Raw genomic sequence first — 23,321 nt, 5'->3', positions numbered from 1 at the left:
GTGATTGTCAAAACTTTCTAATTAGGATTGCCAGTTCTTGCCAAAATTTAAATGGTAAAAGAAGTGATTGTGTAAGGTATCGGTAGCTCAGTTGGTATTACCTAATGGATGTATTGTTGAAGAAGTTGACTAAATCGGTTAAGCACCTGCAAACGGTTGATAAAGTCTTTTCCGAGCAAGAGCATGATGACAAGGAGTTATACCTTTACTTAAGAAAAAGACTTAATGAGGCTGACTCCTTTGCACTACAGGGTAAAATTAAAACCAAATTATCAGAAGAGCTTTATGTTGGCGGAAAAACTCGAAGCTATGGCCGGCAAATGATTCTCTCAGACGTTATTACCTATATTATAGCTGGAAGAGCCTACTTCTATGCGACACGTAGCAAGGAAAGTATGCAATCATTTATAGAAACAGTTCTTCTTCTCACCAACCAACTTATGTTGTTCGATAGTTTAACCGTTAATGCGCCATTAAGAAAAAAAGTATTAGAAGAGCTCGAGTCATCCATTGGTCAAGACTACATTAAGGATGATGAAAGGGAGGAAGAGAACGAAGCACTCAAAGCCTACAATGGTGCAATAGGATTGCCATTAGAGCAGTTTGAACCAAGTGCAAAAGTCATTAAGCTTCTATCTACCAAAAAGAAACCAGACCAAGCCATAAACGAGGCACACAATCGATTAGCTAAATGGTATGATTCACTTTTGCCAAAACAAGTAGGCCTTTGGGGTGAATTGCTTGTCTATGCTTATTTATTAAGACAAAAAGTTGGCTATGTTTGGCCGTTATTACTCACACAAGAACTCATTTCAGGTGATTATGATAATTCATTAAAAGTCCCAGACTATGTGATTGTTCCATTCAATTTTAAAGATGAAACTTTTGCTATAGCCGCACCGGAAAAAGAGGAGCAAACGGAAGAGGATGAAGAAATAGAGGTTTCGCCACGGAAAAAAGCAATTGGAGTTGAGGTGGGTGGAGGAAAAGAAACACAATCAACAAGATTCTCAAACCTTACAGGCATTACAATCGCAACTAAATCAAATGCTGATAATCCTAAACGGTGCCCCATCTGTGGCAAATGGATTCTTTTTTGCCCAGTAGTGATTGGTAAATGGAAAGACCTGGATTTCCATATCACACACCCCTCAGAACCTCTAAACTGCATTGAAAAATGCACAATTTACAAACCTGAGGAGATAAGGCATGGTGATTGCCCTTATGCATCAGTAAATGGAATTAGAGAACCAAAAACCCATATTATGCATCTAGAATATGATGCAAAGCTTTACCATTTCCATCTTGCTTGTGCGCTAAAGGATAAGAATAGCAAGCAAGACGTGAGAGACGATAATACTGTTACTTATTACCCCTACATCAAAGGGTTGGAAGAAGTTGAAGACTTAATTAGTCAGGATCAAACGCACAAAATACAGGAGTTGGAAGAAACAATAAAGAAACTCGAAGAGCAACTGGCGGAAAAGAGTAAAGAGGAGTAAAGTCAGTTATGAAAAATCAAGTTAGAGAGGAATTAAAAAATATACTGATCAATTGCATAGAAGAAAAAATCGAAAATTATAACCCTGAGTCCGAATCAAAGCCTTTCTTTGAGGCTATTTTTTCAAAAAAGATAGTAAACACCGCATCTCTCATTCAATCATTTTATACTTCCTTTGGCACTTCGATCTATGAACAAATGGCTGTGCTACTTGCAGAAAAAAATGCTGGATATCATGCCGAGCGACAATACGTTTTATTGGGTGAGATAGATGTTAAAACGGAAATATTAATCAACCAAATGCATCTTGATATATTGAAAATTGGGCAATCCGGACGAAAAGAAAGTCAAGTTACCGCTATAAAAAGCAGCATATTACCAGGCAAAGCAGATCAAGACCCGGAGAGTATTGTTGATGTTTTTATTAAAAAGCCTACAGGAGAGGAGTTTTATTTTGATGTTACGAGCCCTAAAGGTAACATAAAAGAGTTTAGAACGCTAAAAAAGAAGCTATTACGCTGGACGGCACTGCGACTCAGCATAAACAAGCAAGCAATTGTCAATACTGGTTTGGCAATTCCTTATAATCCGTATCACCCACAACCTTATGCGCGTTGGACTTCGACCAATTTATATGATGACGGTGAGTTAATGGTTGGTTCAGATTTTTGGAATTTTGTTGCAGCAGAACCAGTTTATGAAGATTTACTTGCTGTTTTTAAGGAAGTTGGCTTGATGCTTAAGCCAAAAATTGACGAAGCTGTGGGTCGATAAAACCACTTTATCTCCCAACAGTTTACTCACGTCTTTTCTTTATATCAAGCGCCAATTTTTCATCGACTAAATTAAACTTCAAGAGTTTCTCAAGAACCGCCATTTCTACAAAATGCGCTCTGCTTACATACTCTGAACTTAGGGCTTTACCATCTAAGAGATTAGCATCAATTATTTTAATGAATGGTTCTGGTATCTTCACATTAATAGAGTAATAGCGTTTAGGTTTTGGAGATTTTCGCATGTTAAGGAGTACTCTCTTACTTTAATTATCTTTTTTGCTATTTTAAAGATATTCAATAGATAGTTAATTATATTCGTTGTTGCGGCAATGAAGGCGTCTAAATGAAAGGTATGAGTCATATACTCGCAACGAAAGAACACCTTTAGATAGTTCCTCAATTTTTCGCTTGAGTGCAATATGGTGGTCTAACATAGCGCTCTCCTATGAGCGCTCATTGGCCATTCCTAATGGCTTGCCTGCCTGTTTCTACGGTTCTTAAAACTATTGTTGACTTGTCACTTACTTCCAATTTAGGCTCGCTTTCTCAATATACTCTTTAATTTCTTGTAAAAGAAGATTATTACTCTCTGTCAACTTGATTTTGGCGTCTCTTCTATCGCTAAAAAAAACAGTCAGCATTGGACCCTTTAGTTGAGCTTTTTGAAAATCCTTAAGGGGATAAGTAACTGGTGTATGTCCTTCTAGCTGGCCACGGGGGTGCTCGCATAGGATTAGACGGTGGCTGGTTAACCATCCTGAACCGTTTTGAAGCTGAAATTCTAGGAATAATGTTTCTTGGGGTAGGAATAACAATAGCATGTAAGCTAATCTAACGATGGGTACTATATTGATTTTTCCTGTTTTTGGCCGCTTGTATGCGGCTTATTTAATTGCAGACAAATAGATTAGGCCGACGTCTTAATGAGGTTGTAGTAGTCACTTCTCTTTTTCTCGAAACCCAAACTATCCTTTTAGCCTAAAGATTCCCCAATTAATTTCGCAGGCATTCCTACTTATCCATTCATAACGTTAGTTAAATGTGAAAAGTGTAGGTCTTTTACAAGCTCCAGATGCTTGCATGGTTGGTTCCAAGAATAAGCTGGACAAGTGCATTTTTTTCGTATATAATCAACTTCATAAAACTTGCCTGGTTGGGTGAAACTTTCGACTTCATAGAGACCAGCTACAGTTTTTCTCATTATTATTTTAGGGGCGACAATTGGCCTGCCGGCTAAATAATGGTCGACTAAGTGCCACTCCTTTTTATCGTCTTGACAATAGAGTTCGATTTGAGGAACCCATGCCTGCATTTCAAGGGAGCTTAATTTTAACGGAATACTTCTTACATCTTCACCATTCAAGCGTACCGTGAAGGAACGTAATATCGTGTGACTTTGGGCATCACTCAACTCCAGTCGGACTGGGGTAGGCTTGGGAAAACAATAGTTTACATCCACTGAAAGGTCAAACTCGCCATTTGGGAGAATTATATCTGGGTACTCAACGTTATCAAGCTTCAAAAAAGGCGTCCTATGCTCCAGCAACTGGACTATGAAGCTTTTAGTATAACTGTCAATAATCGATTTATCTAGCTCACGAAAACGCTTCAATATCGCTGGGTTTAGGTCAATTAATGTTTTGCCTTCTATGTATGATAGCGGAAGGTGAGTTCTGCTAACAGCTTGTTTTTTTGCCAAGTCAGAAATAATTCGAGCCAACGCTGCCTTGGAAGAGTTTAGTCCACTCTTTTCCATAGCGTTCCCCAACATTCGGTAAGTCAATTGCTTTAATTTTTTGCGACGGTCCAATAGTCTATCCAAGGCGGTTGCAATTACGATTAAGCCGCCAGTAGCCTTGAATTTACTGTCTCCGATTATCTCTTCGGAGATTATGTTTGCAACCAGTTCTGTGACCTGTGTTAGGTGTTTGCAGTGTGCTCCTCGAATGGAATGATGAGGACATGAACAGTAATCATCAAACGGCCTAACTTCATAGAACTCCTTACCGGGGTGAGTAAGGCTCTCCAGTCTCCAAGAAGCGTTCCCTAAATATTCTATTCGAGGCTTGTATACCCATCTTGAAGCTTGTTTTGTATAATGGATGCCGCATTTACATAAAAGCTCAATTTCACTCGGCGGAAGTATTATTTCCTCGTTACATGTTGGACAAAAAGTTACCATTCCATGCGGAAAATCCGCGATTATTAATTCAAGGAGTGAGCAGCCAAGATAGAAAGCCTCACATGTCCTAATATCCCCGAGTTCTACCATAGCTTTAAGATATTTTTCCACTACTTCCGGACGTTGCCCCGTTGATTCTCTTATCTTTGTTTTACTGAGTAAGTCTTTGCGTTTTCTAAAATTTTTCTTAAGCGATCGCTTAAATCCTCTATAAGATTCCGGGTATATGCCGTGCTCTTTTAGGTAAGCTTCTTTGCGAGGTATCGTTTGCTTCATTTCTCTAAATTTTACAAAGTGTCACCCTCTCTTATAAATTCTATCCGTAAAAGTATCACCTGCAAAGGAAATCTGACGCCAAGCCTATGTTTACAACGTGAATTCCCATGAAAAAGGAAAAATGGGTAGTCTTTAGAGAGGAAACAAAACTCGTCAGCCTCATAGACGGCATAGCAGAAAGAAGAGGCATCGACAGAAGTGACTTCATACGGGAAGCCGTACGAAAACAACTAACAGAGTTAGGGTTTTTCCCAGAACCAGTAAACACCGCTAGTGAGGAACGCAGAGAAAACAGCGACCGAGGAATAAGCCATGGACAAGCAAGTTGAGTTTCTGGTTAAATTAAGAGACGCCAGCCTAATGCTTGCCGACGCAGCAAACCAATACATAGACAAACTAGCGCCAGCTGGATGCAAGTCAGAAGAAACCAAACAAACCATCGTAGTCCAAGAATCAAACTTTAACATCCTAAAATTCGAAGCCCAGCAAAGCGCCAAACTAGGCACATACGAAATCGCCTACAAACAAAGCAACCCAGTTGACAAGTGGAGTAGCGTCTATAACATCCTAAAAGGCGGCAACGCAACCATCCAAGACCGCTACCATTGTGAAGGCTACCAATACAGCTACTGGCTATACGGAGAAGACAAAATCTATCGCCAAAAACTCAAACCCAAATCCTAAGGAGCTATAACAATGGTCCAACGGGGAAAAGGTAAGAAATGCGGGGACTGCGCCAACTGGAAAGATAAAGAGAGCCCATGCACATACTACGACGACATAGTCAAAGGCATAATAAAAAAGACGGACCCCGCGTGCGAAGACTTTTTTCCCAAAGGTAAAGACAAGCCCAAACTGCATAAATCAAGCGGCAATGCTGAGCAGGGATTCTTCGAGGCAATATATGCCAGCGGAAAACCAGCCTTCTTGACAGTAAAAGACGGCAACTTCAGGATATGTGAAGAAGTTACCGTTGAAGAAGAAGTCTTCTTGCCCAAAGAGTACCCAGACGAGTTCCCCTATGAACCCTACAGCTACTATGAAGGCAACCTGCCTACCAATGAGGAACTGTACTGGAAAGTTAGAGAAGAGTTTGGCCTGTTCCTTGATTTAGAGTCAACATGGAAGGACTACTTGGCCGCCTGTGTTTTGCTAAGTTATCAACAGGAGAAAATGCGAACAGTTCCCTACGTCTACTTTGTTGGGGATAATGAGAGCGGCAAAACTGTCGCCTTAAGCCTGTTTAACTGGTTATGCTACCGCCCGATGTTAGGCGTCACGATCCCCTCAGCCGACGTCTACGGCTACCTAGACGATTCTGACACACCCGGAACTATCCTCGAAGACGAGGCGCAGGGACTCTACAAGGACCTCGATAAAGCCAAAATCTACAAAGCAGGCTACAAAAAAGGCGCCGTCGTCCCCCGAACAATGCTTACACAGAACAAGCGCTTCATCAAATACTTCCGCGTCTTCTGCTTCAAAGCCTGCGCAGCTGAAGAAATGCCCCACGTCAAAGGCCTACTGGAACGCTTCATATTCATTCCCATGACAGAGGGCTACCCAACAAAAGACTGGGCAGACTTAAACAAAGACGACGAAACCCGCCTAAAAGAACTAAGAAATATTCTCCTAAAATGGCGTCTATCAACCATAGAAGCAGAACTCCCAGAAATCGAACTACCAGTAAAAGGACGCCTCAAAGAACTATGGAAGCCAGTCATCCAAGTTACTACAGGCTTAACCATCGAAAAAGACCTCAGAGCACAGCTAGAGCAACTACAAAAAGACCGATTGAGCGAGAAAACCAACACCCTGGAAGGCCACCTCGTTAAGGTAATCTGCGAACTATACAACCCAGAAACCCCTCTTGCCTCCTCAGACATATGGGATGGATTGGTTAAGGATTTAGAAGGCAAACTCGACGACAAAAAACCCAACAAGATGGACACCCCCGAGTTTGGAGAAGTAACTAAGCAAAAGATAGGCTACAGGCTTCGAGAAGTGCTAAACGGCAAAAAAACCAAAGCTAGACTGCAGGATGGCCCAGCTTGGGTTTACAGTTTTGATAAAGAAAAGCTCAAGCGTATCGCAAAGAAATACGCCTGCCAGCTTGTTCCAAAGTTCCAAACAATCCAAACCCCCACAGAGACCACCACACCTAAACCAAACGACGTAGTCAAAGAAACAAGCAGTATTAACCAAAACAAGCCCTTTTTAGAACCTCAGAAAACTGAAGAAACAGCGGTGGCTTCCACTAAAGTTGTGCAACTTGGGAACACTGGAACATACACCTTAGACGAGTTGGCGTTGAAAGCTAAGAGCGTATGCCGCCTAACCATGGATTTCGGGATAGAGACATGTGTATGCTGCGGAGCCAAAGGACGAATGGACTGGCAAGTCACCGAATTTGACGATTCATGGGGCTTCCTGTGCGGTCCCTGCGGAGTAAAACTTTCCGAGAGGTTGAGCAATAATGGTTAAAAACGCCGACAAGCAAGAGCTGGTATTTGTCCGGTATGTTGATCATGTTCTCTACAACCGCTCTTCAGCTCTATCCATGCAGCCGCAGGTTCGAGAAGCAATCGGATGGCTCATCTACGAATGCGACAATTACATCACTCTTTGCTGGGACCGAGACGCTGGACCACCTACCCTGCACGGTGGCGACCCCAAAGCCTCAGGGCTTGTCCTGCTAAAATCAGACATCTTGGAACTTCAAAAACTGCCTGCAAGTCCTGAGTTGAATTTAAATTGCAAACAGCCTAAACAAGTAGATGAGTATGCGTTCCGACCATCGGAGCGAAAAACTCACAAAGAGATGAAAACCAAATGATACCGCAGACATTAGCGAAGCCTATAACTATCAACCGCCAACTAACACTTGAAGAACTCAAAAGCCTAAACTTACCAATGAAAATCCAAGGCGACTCCGTCTTCTTCGAACAAAGCATCAGAGGCTACAAGCTCAAGCAACCTGTCGAGATCAACCTACAAAAGATGCTATCAGCTAGAGAAAAAGGTTTAGTTGCATACATCATCAACGCCTTTATCAGCGAGCGACCAGCACTACTCCCATTTGTATTTGACAACCAAAGTATCATCAAAATGGCTAGACACTTTCTACGACACTGCAGCGGATCCCATAACAGCTGCCGCAGCTACACCGTCCATGTGCAGAAATACTCAGTTTGGCTCGGCTACAGCCCAGACCTCCTAATAGCAGACCTAAAACCAGTCGGCAACATCCCCGATCCATTAAGAGTTCAGAACCATACGGGATACCTCAACGATTACTTAGCACAGCTTCAAGACGATGGCCTAAAACCGGGCGCTGTAAACAACTACGTCAAAAGCGTCAAAACCTTCTACCGAGTCAACGGAATAAAAATCGAGCTTTCAGAGCCACTCAGCCGCCGCGTAACCTACAAAGACCGAGCACCCAAACCAGAGGAACTTGCCAAACTGCTTGACTTAGCCGACCTAAGAGAGAAATTCATCATTTCAGCCTTTGCCCTCGGCGGCTTTAGGGAAGAAACTTTTTCAAAACTACTCTATCGACACGTCAAAGAAGACCTCGAAGCCAACAGAATCCCCGTTCACATCCACGTTGAAGCGGAAATCACCAAAGGCAAATACGGCGATTACGATACCTTCCTCGGTCCCGAAGCAGCAAACTACCTAAAACTGTACTTGGAGCAGAGACGCAAAGGCAGCGCCGACTACAGAGCAGGCAAAAACAAATACATGAAGCCAGAGGAAATCACCGATAACTCACCGCTCATCCGAGACGCAAACAAGAACGACAGAGTCAAAGGAGTCACGCCAAAACAAATACGCAAAATTGTCCATACCCTCTACTTAGAAGCAGGTTTAATCAAGCCAGCCATGGGCAGATACTACGAGCTTAGAACCCATAGCATACGCAAATACTTCAAAACACAAATGATCGCCTTAGGAGTCCAAGAATCATACGTTGACTACATGATGGGTCACATCCCCGACACCTACCACGACATCCAAAGCTTAGGCATGGAGAAACTCAGAAGCATCTACGCAGCTGCAGGATTAGCTATAAGACCCAAGACCCAACACAGCAAACTAGAAACCATTAAGGAAATGATACGGGCTTTAGGCGAGAACCCGGAGCAGATTCTAAACAGAGATGCACTTACCCAAGGAGCAACTACAGAGAAAAAAGACATCGCTGAACATCAGTTGGCTGTTCTGCGAAACGAGCTTAGGCAGCTAATCAAAGAGGAGGCTGCGGTATAAATGAACCTATATACGGTCGATAACCGTCGGACCCGCCATCATATGTACGAAATAATACTAGCCTTTTTTCTTTTATTCTAACTTGTTTTTCTAAGCATTTAGAAGGTTCTACGTTAGGCGCTAAATCGTCAGCTGCCCAAGTTTTTCTTTGTATGGATTGTGTTTTTTGGTGCGGGCGCTGCAGTGAACCAATAATGCAGGGCAGACGTTCAGTAGGCCGTGTGGCTTCTTCTGATGCCTGCGATAATTTTAAGCAATCCAGGAGGCGCTAAGTTTTTGGCTGAGCAACCTGATAGAAGTCAAAATATTGGCGTTTCAAAGTCCAAAGTCAAATTTGACTTCTCTACTGTACGCTCCCGTGTCCTACCCATCCTCAAGGGTATAGAGGTCAAAATGTACCCTGCCAAAATAGGGCGTGCCCGTGGATGGAGCAAACAGCACGTCGATTACTATGTAAAAAAGATGGAAAAGGCAGGCTTAATCCGCCGACTTAAGCGCAGTAACTTTGTTGATTACGAGTTAACCGAGAAAGGTCAAAACTTTCTCATATCATGTGAGGGCGTCCTCTTTAGCAGCGGCGTCTTTCGGTTGCATCGGTGTTTCTTCAAGTTTCCAGTGTTACGAGAGGGCGTCTATCCACAGGCTGATTTTAGGCGAATAGAGATGCAGAACTGGACCGCACTTTTGGGATTAGAACAAGGCGTCAAAGTGAGGCATACGACGACGTCTTGGATTGTTCATGTAGAAACTCTGTATGGTCGCAGCCCGGGAGAGCTTGTGACGTTGGCAAAGAACTTGGCTGACCGAGTCGCTAAGGGCTTATCCAGTAAGTATGGTTGCGTTTTGGGTGAGGGGCAGATTAACAAGCGCCATGAACTGGGCATTGATGACCCAGTCGCCAATCTCTTGAACCGATATTTTACAGTGAGTTCGCCTAAACGGGTTATTGATGATAGCCCGGGAGAAGACGAAGGCGAACTGGATCACCTTGGCCGTGACGCCGCTGTCGAGTATTTGCTGATGCCGGAGCGCGTCAAAAAGCTTGAGGGGCAAATGGGCAACGTCCTTTACGATTTGGAAAAAATCGCGGGCAGCCTAACCAAACTTGACAAGATGGGCTATGACATAGCGAAAGTTGCTGAGGTCCTCTGCAAGCTTGCTGATCCCGAAGGCAGCCAAGGCGTGGCTAAAGCTTCGGGTGATGGAGGTAACAGCTATGTCTCTTAGGCGGGTTAGGGTGTTTTTGGCTGTGGAAACCTGTTCAAAAGCACTTTTAGCGGTATGCCGAGGGTATGGGAAAAGTCCATGCTTTTTGGAAGTTGCTGTTCTACGGTTGCTTGGTGTAGATTGCCGAGTGCTAAAAGTCACGTGCGTTAATGGAGCAAAAACCTTGGAGTGTGCATTTTGACATGGAAGCAAGCGATAAACCTGTTCAAAACATGCCAATTTCAGCCCAAAAAGCGCCAAAAGCTAAGCGTAGCCAAGCCGACAAGGTGGGGAAACTCAAGTACCTACTTGCCAAGGATAAGAAACTCGACCGCGATGTTGCCGAAATCAAGTTGCTACTCCGTGTTATCTTTGCTGGCCTGAAGGATTCCTTGCATTTTGAGAAGTCGCTTATCGAAGAGGCAGCATGTAAAGACGAGATTGACAAGGCAATTCTTCAACTGTTGTATGAAGCAGGTGCTCCCGGATTGCTGCCTAAAGACATAGCCGCCAAGCTTGCTGAATTCAAGATTGCCCGCCATCAGGTAACCCGCAGGATCGTTCGCATGAATAAGCGACTGGCTAAAGAATTGGATTCAGCGGTTGTTGAGCGGCGGGGATGGTGCTGGGCTATGACAAGCTTCGGCGTAGACGCCTACAAAGCATCAGAGAAAGACTTGCTAGCCGAAGGCGTGACTATACACAGCGCTTCTGAGGAGGAGACATAGTTTGGCATTGACTGAGCGTGAAAAGCAGATTCTACGGTTACATGCACAGGGCTTGAGCGATTATCGGATTGCGAGAAAATTGAATATGGAAATGCCAAATGTAAAGCGTTCAAGAAAGAACGCATCAAAGAAGATAGAACATGCACGAGCTGATTTAGAGTTTATCGACCAACTCAAATTCCAGCGGCCGCCTCCATGAAGACTTCAAGAACAGAGTGCATGAGATTGTTTTAATAGAGCTACCGTTCTACCTAATTTTGGGTGAGGGAACCGATTAAGTTTTCGAGTTACACGTCGTATGGATTAATAGCGGCATCATGCGCGATTCACTTAAATAAAATGTGTGTGAACTGCTTTTGATATAAAATGCCGTGGGAAACGCTTCTTATCCTTCTTGCTGGAATTGCCATAGTTGTTTATGGCGCTGATGAAGCAATCAAGCGGCTTTTAGGATTATCCAAATTCTTTCGGCTATCAGCATTTGTTGTGGGTGTAGTCATAGCTGGTACACTAGCAGTTTTGCCCGAATTGTCTATCGGTATCTTGTCGGCTCTTGGAGAGTCATCAACTTTCGGTTTAGGATTAATTTTTGGAGCAAACGTTGCCGACTTAACATTAGTCATTGGGGTTGTGGTCTTGATTGCAGGAGAGCAAAAGATGACACGGGATATGCTCAAAAATTTGCGAATCTCTTTCATCGCTGTACTCCTTCCTGTATTTCTGCTTTTTGATGGAGAAATATCAACCATCGACGGCGGAATATTGGTAGTTGCTTTTGTGATCTATGTTATTTGGCTGCTTAAAAGTGGCCATGGAGGCAGAGAAGTTGCCGAGCGAATGCGATTATCAAAAAGAGTAGTTCGATTAGGCATAACTATCTTTCTTTTAATTATTGGAATTACCGTTTTATTCATAGGCAGTTCACTTGTAACTGATTCAGCACAGGAATTAAGTCAAGTACTTGGTTTGCCCTTGTTTTTAATTGGCCTTGTTGTTGCTATTGGCACTTGTTTGCCTGAGATGGCATTTGCAATACGTGCCTCGGAAACGGAAGGTTCCATTGGTATCGGTAACATTTTGGGAAACGTACTTGCTGATTCACTTTTAACCATAGGTATTATCGCAATTATTCACCCTATCAGACTGCCTAGTCTGGCTTCTCCAATAGTTACTGGAGTGTTTGTGGCAGCGTCAGCGGTGTTCGTCTATTTACGTTCGAGAGACGGCGATCTTAACAAGAAAGATGCGATTTTACTAATTGGGGCATATGCGCTTTTTGTTCTGATTCAATACTTGTTTGAAGCGGTTGGCATTTAATTTCTTTCCTCTTTCCAGAAATCGCTTTGAACTTAAATTAAAACTTGTTAGAGCACAGGATAAAATTTAGTTTTAGTGTTAAACAGGAGTGTTATGCTACACAGAATTGATATTCTAAGCTAAACTATTTAGCTTCGTGTTCTTAAAAGGAGCCAATTTCTTGTTCAATTCTTGAAGAAAGCTTATGCCTTCGAAGACCAATACTTTGTGATTTAAGGATTGAAATATAATGAGCACGAAAGAACTTGGAAAACTTGCTCCAACGGTCAAAGAGGTAACCCAAACTCACGTTGAAACGTTTAATGACGTTAAGCAATCAATGAAAGCTACCCAAAAAAGCGCCGGATCTATAAACAAGCTTTCCAAGAGCGGAAATAAAAACTACCTCATTAAAGCTGGAATGGCATTAATCGTATTTCCTGAACCTATAGTAAGCGATGTTCTTGGCACTTCACTTATAGCGGCTGGATTGGTTCAAGAAGGTATTAGACGCAACTCAATTTATCTAGAAGATATGCCGAAAGCGCTTAAAAGTGCAATGAGAGACCTGAAAAACGCCAAACAACTATTTTAATTCATTTTTCCAATTTTATTGATTGATTGAGCCGCACGATTATTAAGCTATACTGAAATATCGTGTTTGTGATATTATCGTGTTTAGGCTCTCAAGCCATTAATCTTTAGTTACGGCTTATTTTGCGATTGTTATGTCTCAGGATGGCGTTGGTTGTAAAGAGTGCAAGCGGCTTAGGGAGCATGTAGCTTCTCTTTTGCCTTTCAAAGTTCTTGAGGCTGCGTCCGGCAAACCTTTGCAGATTCGGGGCGTAGCCATGTGTAGTGGCATGAGTCGAAACCACAACATCTACACCAGCGAGGAGCTGCAAGCCTTCACGAACAAATTGGCAAGCGCTCCAGTCTACATTGAGCATGTTGCGGTTCCCAACGCTATCGGCAAGGTGACTAAGACCGATTGGGATGGCCACAACCTCTGGTATGAAGCAGAAATCTACGATGAGCCAACTGTTGAGAAAATCCGCAAAGGCCTAATCCAGCACGTCAGCGTCGGCGCAGACTACGAAGCCGTCGATCTGGTAGATGGCAAAATTCCCCATGGCTTGCATAACGCCGAGTTAAGCCTCGTAGCAGTACCAGGTATTCCCGAAACTAACGTGCAAGTTCTAGAAAAACTGACTCAAACAGAGGGTAAGTTAACTGAGGCGCAAAAGACCATCGAGGACCTGCGCAAACAAGTCCCCATTGATGGCTTGCTGAAGAATCCTCCTAAAATGATAGCTGTATCTGAAGTAGCCAAAATGGTTGAAGCTGTTCTGCCCTCGACGATGGTTCAGAGAAGTTGGAGTCTTGGACCGCAGCGCATGTGTCAAGAGCTACGGCGAGTAGTTCAGCAGTTAGAGCAGAAGGCGGGAGGCAGCTAGCTGTGTTTATGCTCATTTCTATGAGGGAGAGTACCAAAGGACGAACTTTGGGAAATTCAAAACAGAGAATCAAATTGATTAGATGACTGATAGAACAAGCAAAGCTTGGATGGCTGCAGGAGAAACAGACGACCCAAACGCCATAATCGAATCTTTTGAAGCCGCCGCCGGCATCACCAAAGGCTCACCCGTCTACTTGAGCGCCGACGACAAGGTCTCATCAAGTCCAGGCGGAGACGACGCCATCGGAGTAGCAACCAAAACGGTGCTGGCAGCGGAAATGTGTCCGGTACTCAAACGTGGCAGAGTAAAAGTCGCAGCAAATGGAGCCATAACACGCGGAAAAGCCGTCTGCGCAGCTGGAAGCAACAAAGTAGCCCCACTGGTTGACCAAGCAGTCAACGAAGGCGGCGCAGCAACCTACACCATATTCTACAACCGCAAACTCGGCACAGCCCTAGAATCCACAACAACAGACGGCGACCTACTATTCATCGACGTGGAGAAGTGATAACATTGAAACCTCGACTTTTTGAAGCCCTAATGGCAAAGCAAAACGATCAGCGAGAAGTCTATGAGAAGCTCAAGCAGAAAGCCGATCACCCATTCCTAAAACGCTACTCGCAGATGGGTGTCAAAGAAGGCTTCTTCAGCGACATGGCAAGCGCCCTTGGCAGAATGCACGACACGATGGTGGATGCTGCATGGCCTGAGCTGATTGGCAGAAACATAATCACCGTCATGCCCACCAGCGAGGCGATGGAGCGTTTTCCACTTGACGCAGGCGCAGTTGGCTACCGCTATGCAGAAGGCGCAGTAACAAGGCTAAGCTCAAAGAAACCCTCCACAGTAGACATCTACACTAACCAGCTAGCCGAATCCTCTGATGAATGGTCCCGCGAATACCTCGAAGATGCCACTTGGAACGTTATGAGCAAAGCCGTTGACAACGTAGGTAGAGCACTTGGACAAAACGAAACCGAAGTAATCTTGGCATTGTACGCTGCAGTTCAAGCCGCAGATTTAGCAACAGGCGCAGAACTGGCTGGCGGAGGTCTTGTCGCTAGCTGGGCGTCGCTGTTGAGTTTGCATGAGGCGGTTCGAAGAGAACACTGGCGACCCAACGTGTTAGCTGTTAACGAGATGCAACTGCACCAGCTGCTAAACGATGACAAATTCGTAAAATCCGTGTACCTGCCAAGCAGTGAAACCGACATCGCACAAGGCACCATCGGCAGCGTACTTGGCATGACAGTGCAATCGAGCACTCTGGTACCCAATGGAACCATGTATGCAATTGATACCAGAGTGGCGTCTGTTATGCTTCTGCGGCGAGACGTTACTGTGGAAGACTGGGAAGACGTCAAAACAGGTAAGTACGGCGTGCGTGGAACCACACGATTTGGCGCTGGCATCCTCCGATCCAAAGCTATTGCCCGAATAACCAACGTAAAGCAGACCATGACCTAAGCTGCTCTAACGACAATTTTTCATCCCTCTTTTTTGGGAAACAAACAATCCTTTGAGGTTTATCCTGCATGAGTAATGTCTTAAGAAAAATCCGTGAAGTACTCTCCTATGTACCCGCGTCAGGCGTGGCATCGCCAAAGGATAGAGTATTCTTTGACACCTCATGCATCCCACTAGCCGACGTCATGAAGCTCTATGACCGTGACCCAACCTGCAAAAGCAGCGTGGACCTGCTGGCGGCTTCAACGGTTGGCATGGGCTTTTACACCACTGTTGACGAGAAATACGACAAAGCAGCCGAAGCCAAAGCAGCAGTGGACCGGTTCTGTGAAGACGTCAACCTTGATGGCTTACTAAACGATATGGCTAAGCCTCTGATTGCTTGTGGTAACGATTTCTGGCTAAAACTCGCACCTGAACGGCTAGCCGACATGCTGCGTATGCCGATTGATTCAGTCCAACGCATTGGGCTAAGCTCTGTTCCTACCCTAAAAATTCCCTATAAAGTCACGGGCTACCAGCTTCAAGCCACCTACAGCGGAAACGCTGGAAACGAGCTAAAGCCCGAAGCTGTCATCCACTGGCGCCTAAACGGTGATGTTCCATCTGGGTTCGGCGTTGGCTTGCTGCAGGTTCTATTGCATACTTTGACTGTTGACACGGATAAGCGCCCCTCGTATGCTTGGATGAAAGCCAAAATAGAGAAGATTCTGCCAAACATCTTTGTTAAGTACGCTGGTCCTGACGTCGTTGTCCAACTTGAAGGCCAGAAAGAGGATACCATCAAAAAGTATGAGTCTGCGATTAAGAATCGCCCGGAAGAGGGGCAATGGCTTTTCAGTGGCGCCAAATCCGTCGGCGTCTACCCAGTATCCATTGACCCAAGGGCACGTTTTGAGTATTACATTGATCACATGGTAAACCAGTTCTACCTCGGATGCGAGACGCCTCTGCCAAGATTGTTTAGCACTCCAGGATTCACTGAAGCGTCGGCTAGGGCAGCCTTAGACCTTCAGGACATGCTCATAAAACCCGTCCAGCGGTACATCAAGCGTCAAGTTGAGAAAGAAATCTTCGCTGTCACGGTATCGCAGGCTGGTTTTGATGCTACTAAGGCTAAGGTTAGGCTGAATTTTGGGAGTCCCGAAACGCCTGAGCTTGTGCCCGCCGATCTGATCAGAGCGGCTGAGCTTGGGCTGGTAAGAGCCGAAGAGTTCCGAAAGAACGCTGTCAAGTTCGGTTGGGAACTCTGGGATACTAAAGAAGCCAATGCCATTAAGACCGAAGGAGGCACCTAATATGGCAAGCGTAACTGTCGATGACGTCAGAGACGTTTTGCACATAGCCGACTCAGACATTCCCGACGCCAAAGTGCTCAAGATGGTTAAGCGTGCCGCAGTCACGTTAGGGCTTGAACTGAACTCGCAAATTGATTATTCAAACTGCGGCGAGACAGAAAAAGAAGCCATCACCGTTTTGGCTGCCATTTATGCGGTCTGCTATTTGACAGGCGGCTCAGTAATCGGCTTAAACTTCAGTGTCGGCGATTTGAGCAGTTCTAACTCTTCATTACCGAGCTTAGCTGTGTTGCAGGCAGAGTTTGAGCGCCTTCTTGCAGGCCTAAAAACACCTTATGTGGGGAGCGCTTAGCTATGGGAAATGTTCCTGAAGCCTACTACCAATTCGTTATGGACTACGCGCCCAACGTCTATGTTATTCCACCAAGCACACCTGACCCAGCTTATGGCAAGGGAGTTCTGGCGGCTAGCTTCGCCATAGACTTTCTCTATGATGCCTACTCTGCTCCGCAATTTGAGAATAGAAAAGCCGACATTTACGCCAAAATCGTGAGTTTAGCTAATTGGGCTTTAACCCAGCAGTGCCTTGACCCTGCACGTAAGGCTTATGGCGGCTTCAAAAGTGCAGAGGAAAGCACCTACTATTACAGTGTCGATGCTTGCCGAGTCATTCCGTCACTACTTAGCGCCTACGAACTTACCGACGATGCCCGTTATTTGGAAGCTGCTAAGCTAGCCGGAGGAACTTTTCTCAAAATCATGCAGGACCAGCAGGCCTACGGCGGCTTTGCAAGAGCAGTAACGATTGGCGATGCATGGCTTCTGCAATTGGATGTTGAATGCCTCTATGGCTTGATTGGCTTAAAGATGCTGGCCGAAAAGCACGACATCCCAAACGTTTCAGTCTACCAAAGCATAATGAGCAAAGCAATTGGCTTTCTCCGATTTGGTTTTGAGAATCTCTGGTTAAACTTTGACCCAGCAGACGGCAAATGGCACAGAGTAGGCTTAACCGAGAATGAGGTTTACGATGACCCTTTCGCCTATGCCTTGCTGGGGATGTATGCGGTTGAGGGCTGGAGTATTAGCTGCCAAAAGGTCTACAACAGCCTGAACAACATTAGAGCTAGCGCCAAGTATCCAGCTTATGACCCTGCAGTTTGCTGGGCTGGCTACATAGATGTCGTTAGCCGATTTTCAGCCTGCGACTACTACGATGCCGTCACAAGTGGGATCCTTTGGAAAATCCGTAGCAACCACGACAAGCCAAGCCTAAAACTCAGCGTAGAAGTCATCAGCAAACACGCAGCGGAATTCATGTTCTGGGGCGCCAAACACACAGACTACAGCTACGTAGAGAACAAGCAGGCTTTGGTTACAGTTAGCTGGCTAGCCGAGCTTTTCCTCCATTACGAGGAACCCGTAACCCAGTTCACCAAGATTCTGAAAGCTAAGGGCGAAACAGTCACGCTCTATCCTGTCAGAGAAGCCGCTGCAACAGTGACTTATGGCGAATCTTTGGATTTGCTAGCGGCTGTTTCCTCACTCAAAGCCGAGCAAGTAATGTTGGAAGCGGGCTATTACCTGAACGACTACTTGGCATTGTACACTTTTCTTCCAGTCCGAGTGCACGACAAGATTAGGCGCCAGGGCGAAGACTACGAAATCCAAACAGTAACGCCCTTCACGTTTGCGAATCAGCGGTTCTACTTCAAAAGCGTCGCAAGGAGGCTAATCGCAAGTTGAGCGAAGTAGAAAACCCCGTCATAACAGTTCTGCGATTAATCGAATCTCGAATAAGAGTTGTCAAGGATGACGGCGGCTTAGCCCGTGTCCTTTGCTCTCAAGCAAATTATGATCGGGAACTGCTCAAAGACTACGACGCCCAAATCACCGTCTCCAAAACCTCTGAGCCCTGCCAAGCGCAGAAACACACCTTAGACGGCAAACTAAGAAGACGCATTTACTCCCTCCGAGCAACCGTAACTACCGTTGACAAGCCGTCTGCAAGCTCAGACATCGGCAGAGTCATGCGGGACAAAGTGCTTGAGCAGCTGCTATTGATTATTCCCGAAAACCGCAACCTGCCCTATAGGACACTTTACAACTTTTACCCGATTGACTCGACATCTACAACTCACAAGGCCTATAGTGCAGCATCTACAACCGAGCTAGAGCCATTAAACGCTGCTTGGGCAGAATTGACGAATCCCGAGTATGCGAATCTTTGGGGAAGCGACGACGTCAGGCACTCCAAAAGCGCAACTGGCAATGGCGAGTTTGCGTTTATGTTTTTCCGCTTCAAAATGGGCGCCAAAGCTGGAGAGCGTCGAAACGAAGCCAGAAAGCAGTGTTTAAAGCGTGTAGTTTTGGCGTTTGAAGGTTTTGGGCTATCTCCAACGGGAAACGGCGTTACCCTAAAAGTATGGGCTAACTTAGCAGGCGCTTGGAGCAACCCACAAACCGGCGTTTCAGGGACAGATGAAACCCTGACTATCACTCTAACGTCGAACTTGACGAACTACGTCAACGATGACGGCTTTCTATACCTGATGGCAAAGACAACCAACCCGTCAAACGGGGTCTCGCCTGCCGTTTTGTACTGCGATTTTGTCCAATCAACCGTTGACGTGCGGGGCATAACGTTCTGCGATGTGCACAGTTACCGAGACGTCGATGTAGTTGACGTTAAGCCGTTTCTCTACAAAGAAGAAATCGTAACCGTGGCATGGCTCTTCGAGTCAGTTACGATCTCATAGTCACAGGTGAAAAAACATGGTGGACACCTATCATAGCGATCAAGAAAAGTTCTATTATGTACCGGAGGGCACCTTCGGCGTGGTTCCAGCTAGCCCAGCGATGCTTGGGCACTCCTGCAGCAGCCTCGACCCAGACATAAACCCAAACAACATCAAAGTCTCAGGCACCGGCGCCATCGATTTGGTTGCATTAAAGCGTGGCTTAAGACAGCCGCTCCTAAAAATCAAGTACCCCATCCCATCGGATGCACCCATCAACTTTCTCCAGTACGTCAAACAAGAACTCAACGTCAGCCTTTCCCTTCAAGTGCTCTACTACAAAGACATTTTCGCCACAGCAACCGACATCATAAGCCTACTCTACAAAGGCGCCAGATTCGACAAAGCTACTCTAACATGCGACATTGACGGCATTTTGGAGTGCGAAGCCGAGTTTCCAGCCCAAGACGTCGAAGTCACCACCGCAAAAATTACCGGAGCTTCATACACCGATTATGCCGGTGCCGTCTCTGGTAGTGAAAGCTATGTCAAAATCGGCGGTGTAACCTGCGAGCGAGTCACTTCTTGGAAACTGCAGATAGAAAACAGCTGCAAACCTGTCCCAGTCATAAGGTCAACCAACGGGCACTTGGCAAAGTACCTCACGTGGGGTAAACGGCTACTGACTGGGGAACTGAATTTTGAGTTTGAGAGCAAGCAAGAAGCCGACGACGTATTAGCTGACACTGAGCAATCCAGTTTAGAATTTGGGTTAGGCGGTGCCAATAAAGTGAGCGTTGAGCACACCAAGTGGGAAGATTTCTCTTTGAGCGGCAAATCCGAGGACTTGATCTACGCTAAGGTGCCCTTCACGGCTAGAGGACCGTTAACGATTTCATAGGAGCAAAAATTATGCCAAAAAATGAAATCAGAATTTATGTGCAGACGATTGCTCTGATGAACCGTTTTACCAAACGGATTAGCCAGCTTCCTTTGGATTTACAGGAGGCTTTTTTGGCTGATTTGGAGACGGCGATAGAGGCACGTCTAAAAGTTTTAGAGATGGCACAAGCATGAAGCAAGAAACCTTAGAAATTGACAACCGATTCGGCGAAGAATACCAAGGCAAGTACGTTTTCAAAGAGATAACTTGGGCAAAACGCAACCGCATAATCCAAAAACACACTAAATACAACAAGCTGTCCGGCGATGTGGAGAGCAGCGATTTCATCTCTATACAAGCAGAAACCATCATGGCAAGCATGCATGGACAACCCCAAACCCATCCCATCACGCTGGAAAAGCTGCTGGGCGAAGAAGACGGCATACCCATCGAGCTTGGAGAACTCTTCTCTAAAGTAGTCAACAAGCTAAACGGCATGTCGCGGGAGGATTTGCGTTTTTTACTAGAGCAATTAGACGAGGAAAGCCGCACAGCACTCTTGTCGAGTTTAGGCTATGCCAAACCTTCGGATGGACACCAACCCAACTCGCTAAACAGCCAGCCCGAACAGTGCAGGAGTTCTGCCACATCTTGAACGTAATGGATGAAGTTGCTGAAGAAGAGAAACGGAAAGCGGAGCGTGAAGCAAAACGGCACTAGAAGTAACCTGCGACATTCAGGGCGTAGAAGAATTCAAGACAGCTATGCAAAGGTTAGATTCAGGCATGCAGCGTCAGGTCCACAGCTTTTTGGCTAGCTGGGCTGCAGACGTTAAAGCCGAAGCCATGCGCCTTGTTCCCGTTCGGACAGGTTATCTTCGAAGTAGCATCTATGCAAAGATTCAGGAATGGGTTGCTGAAATCGGGGCAGACGCCACATATGCCCTCTTCGTTGAGTTGGGCACCAAATACATGCAGGCACATCCTTACCTTTACCCAGCAATTCAGCAGTATCTGCCAGAACTAGAAGTAGTCATAGTCTCAGCTATCGAGCAAGCTAAAGCGGAGGCTGGACTTTGAGTTTTAGAGAAATAGCTGTTACTATTCGGGCTGTTAACCGTGCAAGTAACGAGTTTGGAAGAATCCGAACTGACGCTGAAGCCCTAAGTGCCCGCATTAAGAGTTTAGGCGCTGCAATCTCGGGAATCGGCGCTTCGGGCATGGCAATAGGCTACATAGCCAACCAATTCGGATTGCTCGATGACGCTCAGGCTAAGGTTTTCAACAGCGCCATGATGGTTGTCACGGTCATGGGCACCTTCATGACTACCAGTGTGGGTGTTGCTGTTGCCCAGAAAGTTTACTCTGCTGCTTGTTGGGTTGCCACAGCTGCACAGAATGCCCTAAACATCAGTTACGGAACCTTTTTGGCTCTCACTGGCGTGGGTATCGCTGTTATAGCGGCTGCTGCAGTTGCAATGTACAGCTTTGCCAACAGCATGAACGCGGCAACTTCAAGCATGCAGAACTTCAACTCCACAGCAAGCCAAACCTCAACCGCTACTCGGGGCATTGTGCGATCGGGTGACATGGCGATCTACCGCCAAGGAGTCGAGGACACATGAGCGAACCAGCAACGCCCTCCGTCACTCTCTATTCTGGGGCAATGGGCGGTCCGATTAATCAAGCGGACATTCAGGAGCTATCCGTGCACTTGGGCGGAACCGAGGAAGTCAGCAGTTTCGCCTATCGTCTCCAAAATTGGAACGGCAAATACAGCCCAAGCGGCTCTCCAATCGCGCTGGGCGAGGACGGCTACATTATGATGGGTCGAGGTGCTAATTGTCCTCAGCTCATTACCACACGAAACGAGAACATGAAGTTCCAGTCAAACGCTACCGAGCATTATGTCACTGTTTCTGGTCGTGACTGGGGTGAGCGGTTATTCCGTGAATACGTCACCGAAGGCTACGCCCTCATGAAAGGCGAGGACATAGTCAAGCATCTGCTGGATTATCATTCGGGTCTGCCTCATGTGAGAAACGCTGTTGAGCTGGTTGAAAACACCGATACGACCTTCACCCGCTTGGATTATGAGAATAAGCAGGCTTGGGAAATCCTCAAACAAATCGCTCAGGATAGTGATAAAGCAGGTGCAATCGGATACGATTTCAGGGTTGCACCGGATGGTCGCTTTGAATTCTTCCATAGAGGCGCCAAAACAAGCTCCGTCAGCCTAATTGACCGCATTGAAGAGGCAGAAACGGAATCGGATATCCTCTCTGTTAGAAACAAAGTTACCATTTATGGTGCTGCCACTAAAAGCACGCCCATAGATGTTGACGAAACGGTCGAAAGTCTCAACCCAGCCAGTGGTTACTGGACAGGCTATGGCGGCTCCCTCTCCTTGGACGCCACCAAAGTGTATGGTTCTGCCGTTTCAAGCGTCAAGAACACCACGGGCGCCGCCTACAACGCCGTGAGCATCTTCTATTTTACTGCAACTGTAAACGGCAACATGTACCCCAAACTGTTCCTAGCACTGCTACGGGACGACCTTGTCAAGTCCGATGGCTTCTTGGTGATCCTGCACGATTCCTCGTCGCGAGTCTGTGGGCGTAACCTCTCAACCGTCAACAGCATATCTGCAAGTAACGATTGGTCAACATTCCAGCTAGACGTCGGCGTCGACCATGCAACAGACTGGGCCGCTCCCAGCGATTTTGATTGGGCGAACATCCGCACGGTGACCGTCACGGCTTATCTGGCTACTCCTGGAGTGAGCGGCCAAGTGTGGCATGGCCAACTCTACTTCACCGGTGCAAGGTACAGCAATGTGCAAACCGATGCGGCAAGCATTGCCAGCTATGGCGAACGACAATACGTAGACATCGTCGAGGACCTCTACAGCGACAACGAATGCATGCTCAGAGCCAAATCAATACTGGCTTACAAGAAACAGGCTAAAACGTCGTTGGTCATAAAAAGCACCTTAATCGATTATGGTACCTCGCCCATTTTGCCGGGCGATATGATTTCGGTAACTCTGCCAAACGAAAGCATCTCCTCTGTTAGTTTCCTTGTCAAAAGCGTGGACTATCACTTGTTGGCAGACAACAACACGTTGGATGTTGCTTTGAATCTTGGCTATCAGAAGCAGCTGATGGCTGACTGGATTTATGCCTTGAGAGCTAGGACGGACGCCCTAAGCAACTACAAGGCAAGACGGTGACCTC

The 23,321-nt window shown here is 45.9% G+C and carries 27 protein-coding genes; 25 read left to right on the top strand and 2 right to left on the bottom strand.

Annotation, left to right across the window (positions count from 1 at the left end):
• Positions 1-116: 116 nt before the first annotated feature.
• Entirely contained in the window at positions 117-1,502 is a 1,386-nt protein-coding gene (locus NWE93_01620) for a hypothetical protein (GenBank protein MCW3998921.1), read from the top strand.
• An 8-nt stretch (positions 1,503-1,510) separates the two neighbouring features.
• A complete protein-coding gene (locus NWE93_01615; protein MCW3998920.1) occupies positions 1,511-2,275 on the top strand; it encodes a TdeIII family type II restriction endonuclease in 765 nt (254 codons plus the stop codon).
• Between the two features lie 22 nt (positions 2,276-2,297).
• Here the strand turns inward: NWE93_01615 and NWE93_01610 are convergent, their stop codons facing one another.
• Both NWE93_01610 and NWE93_01605 read right to left on the bottom strand, forming a co-directional pair.
• The gene (locus tag NWE93_01610) at positions 2,298-2,519 is read right to left on the bottom strand and encodes a hypothetical protein (GenBank protein MCW3998919.1); all 222 of its coding nucleotides are present in this window, start codon (positions 2,517-2,519) and stop codon (positions 2,298-2,300) included.
• 773 nt (positions 2,520-3,292) lie between these two features.
• Positions 3,293-4,735: an SWIM zinc finger family protein gene (locus NWE93_01605; GenBank protein ID MCW3998918.1), complete on the bottom strand. Its 1,443-nt coding sequence runs from the start codon at positions 4,733-4,735 to the stop codon at positions 3,293-3,295.
• Positions 4,736-4,842: 107 nt separating this feature from the next.
• On the opposite strand from NWE93_01605, the gene NWE93_01600 reads away from it, so the two are divergent.
• The 23 genes from NWE93_01600 to NWE93_01490 all read left to right on the top strand — a co-directional run bounded on the left by NWE93_01600 (position 4,843) and on the right by NWE93_01490 (position 23,317).
• Positions 4,843-5,064, top strand: coding sequence for a ribbon-helix-helix domain-containing protein (locus tag NWE93_01600; protein ID MCW3998917.1), 222 nt, complete (start codon positions 4,843-4,845; stop codon positions 5,062-5,064).
• Entirely contained in the window at positions 5,048-5,419 is a 372-nt protein-coding gene (locus NWE93_01595; protein MCW3998916.1) for a hypothetical protein, read from the top strand. Before NWE93_01600 ends, NWE93_01595 begins: the two co-directional genes overlap by 17 nt.
• A 12-nt stretch (positions 5,420-5,431) precedes the next feature.
• Positions 5,432-7,219: a hypothetical protein gene (locus tag NWE93_01590; protein ID MCW3998915.1), complete on the top strand. Its 1,788-nt coding sequence runs from the start codon at positions 5,432-5,434 to the stop codon at positions 7,217-7,219.
• The gene (locus NWE93_01585) at positions 7,212-7,571 is read left to right on the top strand and encodes a hypothetical protein (GenBank protein MCW3998914.1); all 360 of its coding nucleotides are present in this window, start codon (positions 7,212-7,214) and stop codon (positions 7,569-7,571) included. Before NWE93_01590 ends, NWE93_01585 begins: the two co-directional genes overlap by 8 nt.
• Entirely contained in the window at positions 7,568-9,010 is a 1,443-nt protein-coding gene (locus tag NWE93_01580; GenBank protein MCW3998913.1) for a hypothetical protein, read from the top strand. Before NWE93_01585 ends, NWE93_01580 begins: the two co-directional genes overlap by 4 nt.
• Positions 9,011-9,286: 276 nt before the next feature.
• Entirely contained in the window at positions 9,287-10,237 is a 951-nt protein-coding gene (locus NWE93_01575; protein ID MCW3998912.1) for a hypothetical protein, read from the top strand.
• Between the two features lie 149 nt (positions 10,238-10,386).
• Positions 10,387-10,944, top strand: coding sequence for a hypothetical protein (locus NWE93_01570; protein MCW3998911.1), 558 nt, complete (start codon positions 10,387-10,389; stop codon positions 10,942-10,944).
• 1 nt (position 10,945) lies between these two features.
• On the top strand, positions 10,946-11,143 hold the full coding sequence (locus NWE93_01565; GenBank protein ID MCW3998910.1) for a LuxR family transcriptional regulator: 198 nt from the start codon (positions 10,946-10,948) through the stop codon (positions 11,141-11,143).
• 167 nt (positions 11,144-11,310) lie between these two features.
• A complete protein-coding gene (locus tag NWE93_01560) occupies positions 11,311-12,261 on the top strand; it encodes a hypothetical protein (protein ID MCW3998909.1) in 951 nt (316 codons plus the stop codon).
• A 229-nt stretch (positions 12,262-12,490) separates the two neighbouring features.
• A complete protein-coding gene (locus NWE93_01555; protein ID MCW3998908.1) occupies positions 12,491-12,835 on the top strand; it encodes a hypothetical protein in 345 nt (114 codons plus the stop codon).
• A 196-nt stretch (positions 12,836-13,031) separates the two neighbouring features.
• Positions 13,032-13,697, top strand: a complete 666-nt coding sequence (locus tag NWE93_01550; GenBank protein ID MCW3998907.1) for a hypothetical protein — start codon at positions 13,032-13,034, stop codon at positions 13,695-13,697.
• A gap of 82 nt (positions 13,698-13,779) precedes the next feature.
• Positions 13,780-14,208 (top strand): DUF2190 family protein, encoded by a 429-nt coding sequence (locus NWE93_01545; protein MCW3998906.1) that lies wholly within the window; start codon positions 13,780-13,782, stop codon positions 14,206-14,208.
• 5 nt (positions 14,209-14,213) lie between these two features.
• Positions 14,214-15,167: a hypothetical protein gene (locus NWE93_01540; GenBank protein ID MCW3998905.1), complete on the top strand. Its 954-nt coding sequence runs from the start codon at positions 14,214-14,216 to the stop codon at positions 15,165-15,167.
• Positions 15,168-15,235: 68 nt separating this feature from the next.
• The gene (locus tag NWE93_01535) at positions 15,236-16,465 is read left to right on the top strand and encodes a hypothetical protein (GenBank protein ID MCW3998904.1); all 1,230 of its coding nucleotides are present in this window, start codon (positions 15,236-15,238) and stop codon (positions 16,463-16,465) included.
• A gap of 1 nt (position 16,466) precedes the next feature.
• Positions 16,467-16,817: a hypothetical protein gene (locus tag NWE93_01530; protein ID MCW3998903.1), complete on the top strand. Its 351-nt coding sequence runs from the start codon at positions 16,467-16,469 to the stop codon at positions 16,815-16,817.
• A gap of 2 nt (positions 16,818-16,819) precedes the next feature.
• Complete coding sequence (locus NWE93_01525; GenBank protein MCW3998902.1) at positions 16,820-18,211, top strand: hypothetical protein; 1,392 nt, start codon at positions 16,820-16,822, stop codon at positions 18,209-18,211.
• Complete coding sequence (locus tag NWE93_01520) at positions 18,208-19,224, top strand: hypothetical protein (GenBank protein ID MCW3998901.1); 1,017 nt, start codon at positions 18,208-18,210, stop codon at positions 19,222-19,224. The genes NWE93_01525 and NWE93_01520 overlap by 4 nt, the downstream gene beginning before the upstream one ends.
• 16 nt (positions 19,225-19,240) lie before the next feature.
• Positions 19,241-20,104 carry a phage tail tube protein gene (locus NWE93_01515; GenBank protein ID MCW3998900.1) on the top strand — a complete coding sequence of 288 codons (864 nt, stop codon included), beginning with the start codon at positions 19,241-19,243 and terminating at the stop codon, positions 20,102-20,104.
• A gap of 11 nt (positions 20,105-20,115) precedes the next feature.
• Positions 20,116-20,280 (top strand): hypothetical protein, encoded by a 165-nt coding sequence (locus tag NWE93_01510; GenBank protein MCW3998899.1) that lies wholly within the window; start codon positions 20,116-20,118, stop codon positions 20,278-20,280.
• Positions 20,277-20,741, top strand: coding sequence for a hypothetical protein (locus tag NWE93_01505; GenBank protein MCW3998898.1), 465 nt, complete (start codon positions 20,277-20,279; stop codon positions 20,739-20,741). Before NWE93_01510 ends, NWE93_01505 begins: the two co-directional genes overlap by 4 nt.
• Positions 20,742-20,820: 79 nt before the next feature.
• The gene (locus NWE93_01500) at positions 20,821-21,165 is read left to right on the top strand and encodes an HK97 gp10 family phage protein (GenBank protein ID MCW3998897.1); all 345 of its coding nucleotides are present in this window, start codon (positions 20,821-20,823) and stop codon (positions 21,163-21,165) included.
• Complete coding sequence (locus NWE93_01495; protein ID MCW3998896.1) at positions 21,162-21,710, top strand: hypothetical protein; 549 nt, start codon at positions 21,162-21,164, stop codon at positions 21,708-21,710. The genes NWE93_01500 and NWE93_01495 overlap by 4 nt, the downstream gene beginning before the upstream one ends.
• Entirely contained in the window at positions 21,707-23,317 is a 1,611-nt protein-coding gene (locus tag NWE93_01490) for a hypothetical protein (GenBank protein MCW3998895.1), read from the top strand. Before NWE93_01495 ends, NWE93_01490 begins: the two co-directional genes overlap by 4 nt.
• The last annotated feature ends 4 nt before the right edge of the window (positions 23,318-23,321 follow it).

The sequence above is a fragment of the Candidatus Bathyarchaeota archaeon genome, from assembly GCA_026014735.1.
Lineage (GTDB): Archaea > Thermoproteota > Bathyarchaeia > Bathyarchaeales > Bathycorpusculaceae > Bathycorpusculum.
Note: the sequence above shows the minus strand (reverse complement) of the source record. Positions and strands in the feature narration are given on the sequence as shown.

Bases quoted from the DNA above. Each gene is read 5' to 3' on its own strand.
- NWE93_01605 (MCW3998918.1), bottom strand. From the start codon at position 4,735: ATGAAGCAAACGATACCTCGCAAAGAAGCTTACCTAAAAGAGCACGGC.
- NWE93_01590 (MCW3998915.1), top strand. From the start codon at position 5,432: ATGGTCCAACGGGGAAAAGGTAAGAAATGCGGGGACTGCGCCAACTGG.
- NWE93_01600 (MCW3998917.1), top strand. From the start codon at position 4,843: ATGAAAAAGGAAAAATGGGTAGTCTTTAGAGAGGAAACAAAACTCGTC.
- NWE93_01545 (MCW3998906.1), top strand. From the start codon at position 13,780: ATGACTGATAGAACAAGCAAAGCTTGGATGGCTGCAGGAGAAACAGAC.
- NWE93_01595 (MCW3998916.1), top strand. From the start codon at position 5,048: ATGGACAAGCAAGTTGAGTTTCTGGTTAAATTAAGAGACGCCAGCCTA.
- NWE93_01510 (MCW3998899.1), top strand. From the start codon at position 20,116: ATGCCAAAAAATGAAATCAGAATTTATGTGCAGACGATTGCTCTGATG.
- NWE93_01610 (MCW3998919.1), bottom strand. From the start codon at position 2,519: ATGCGAAAATCTCCAAAACCTAAACGCTATTACTCTATTAATGTGAAG.
- NWE93_01535 (MCW3998904.1), top strand. From the start codon at position 15,236: ATGAGTAATGTCTTAAGAAAAATCCGTGAAGTACTCTCCTATGTACCC.
- NWE93_01525 (MCW3998902.1), top strand. From the start codon at position 16,820: ATGGGAAATGTTCCTGAAGCCTACTACCAATTCGTTATGGACTACGCG.
- NWE93_01560 (MCW3998909.1), top strand. From the start codon at position 11,311: ATGCCGTGGGAAACGCTTCTTATCCTTCTTGCTGGAATTGCCATAGTT.
- NWE93_01490 (MCW3998895.1), top strand. From the start codon at position 21,707: ATGAGCGAACCAGCAACGCCCTCCGTCACTCTCTATTCTGGGGCAATG.
- NWE93_01615 (MCW3998920.1), top strand. From the start codon at position 1,511: ATGAAAAATCAAGTTAGAGAGGAATTAAAAAATATACTGATCAATTGC.
- NWE93_01505 (MCW3998898.1), top strand. From the start codon at position 20,277: ATGAAGCAAGAAACCTTAGAAATTGACAACCGATTCGGCGAAGAATAC.
- NWE93_01570 (MCW3998911.1), top strand. From the start codon at position 10,387: ATGGAGCAAAAACCTTGGAGTGTGCATTTTGACATGGAAGCAAGCGAT.
- NWE93_01515 (MCW3998900.1), top strand. From the start codon at position 19,241: ATGGTGGACACCTATCATAGCGATCAAGAAAAGTTCTATTATGTACCG.
- NWE93_01580 (MCW3998913.1), top strand. From the start codon at position 7,568: ATGATACCGCAGACATTAGCGAAGCCTATAACTATCAACCGCCAACTA.
- NWE93_01585 (MCW3998914.1), top strand. From the start codon at position 7,212: ATGGTTAAAAACGCCGACAAGCAAGAGCTGGTATTTGTCCGGTATGTT.
- NWE93_01555 (MCW3998908.1), top strand. From the start codon at position 12,491: ATGAGCACGAAAGAACTTGGAAAACTTGCTCCAACGGTCAAAGAGGTA.
- NWE93_01530 (MCW3998903.1), top strand. From the start codon at position 16,467: ATGGCAAGCGTAACTGTCGATGACGTCAGAGACGTTTTGCACATAGCC.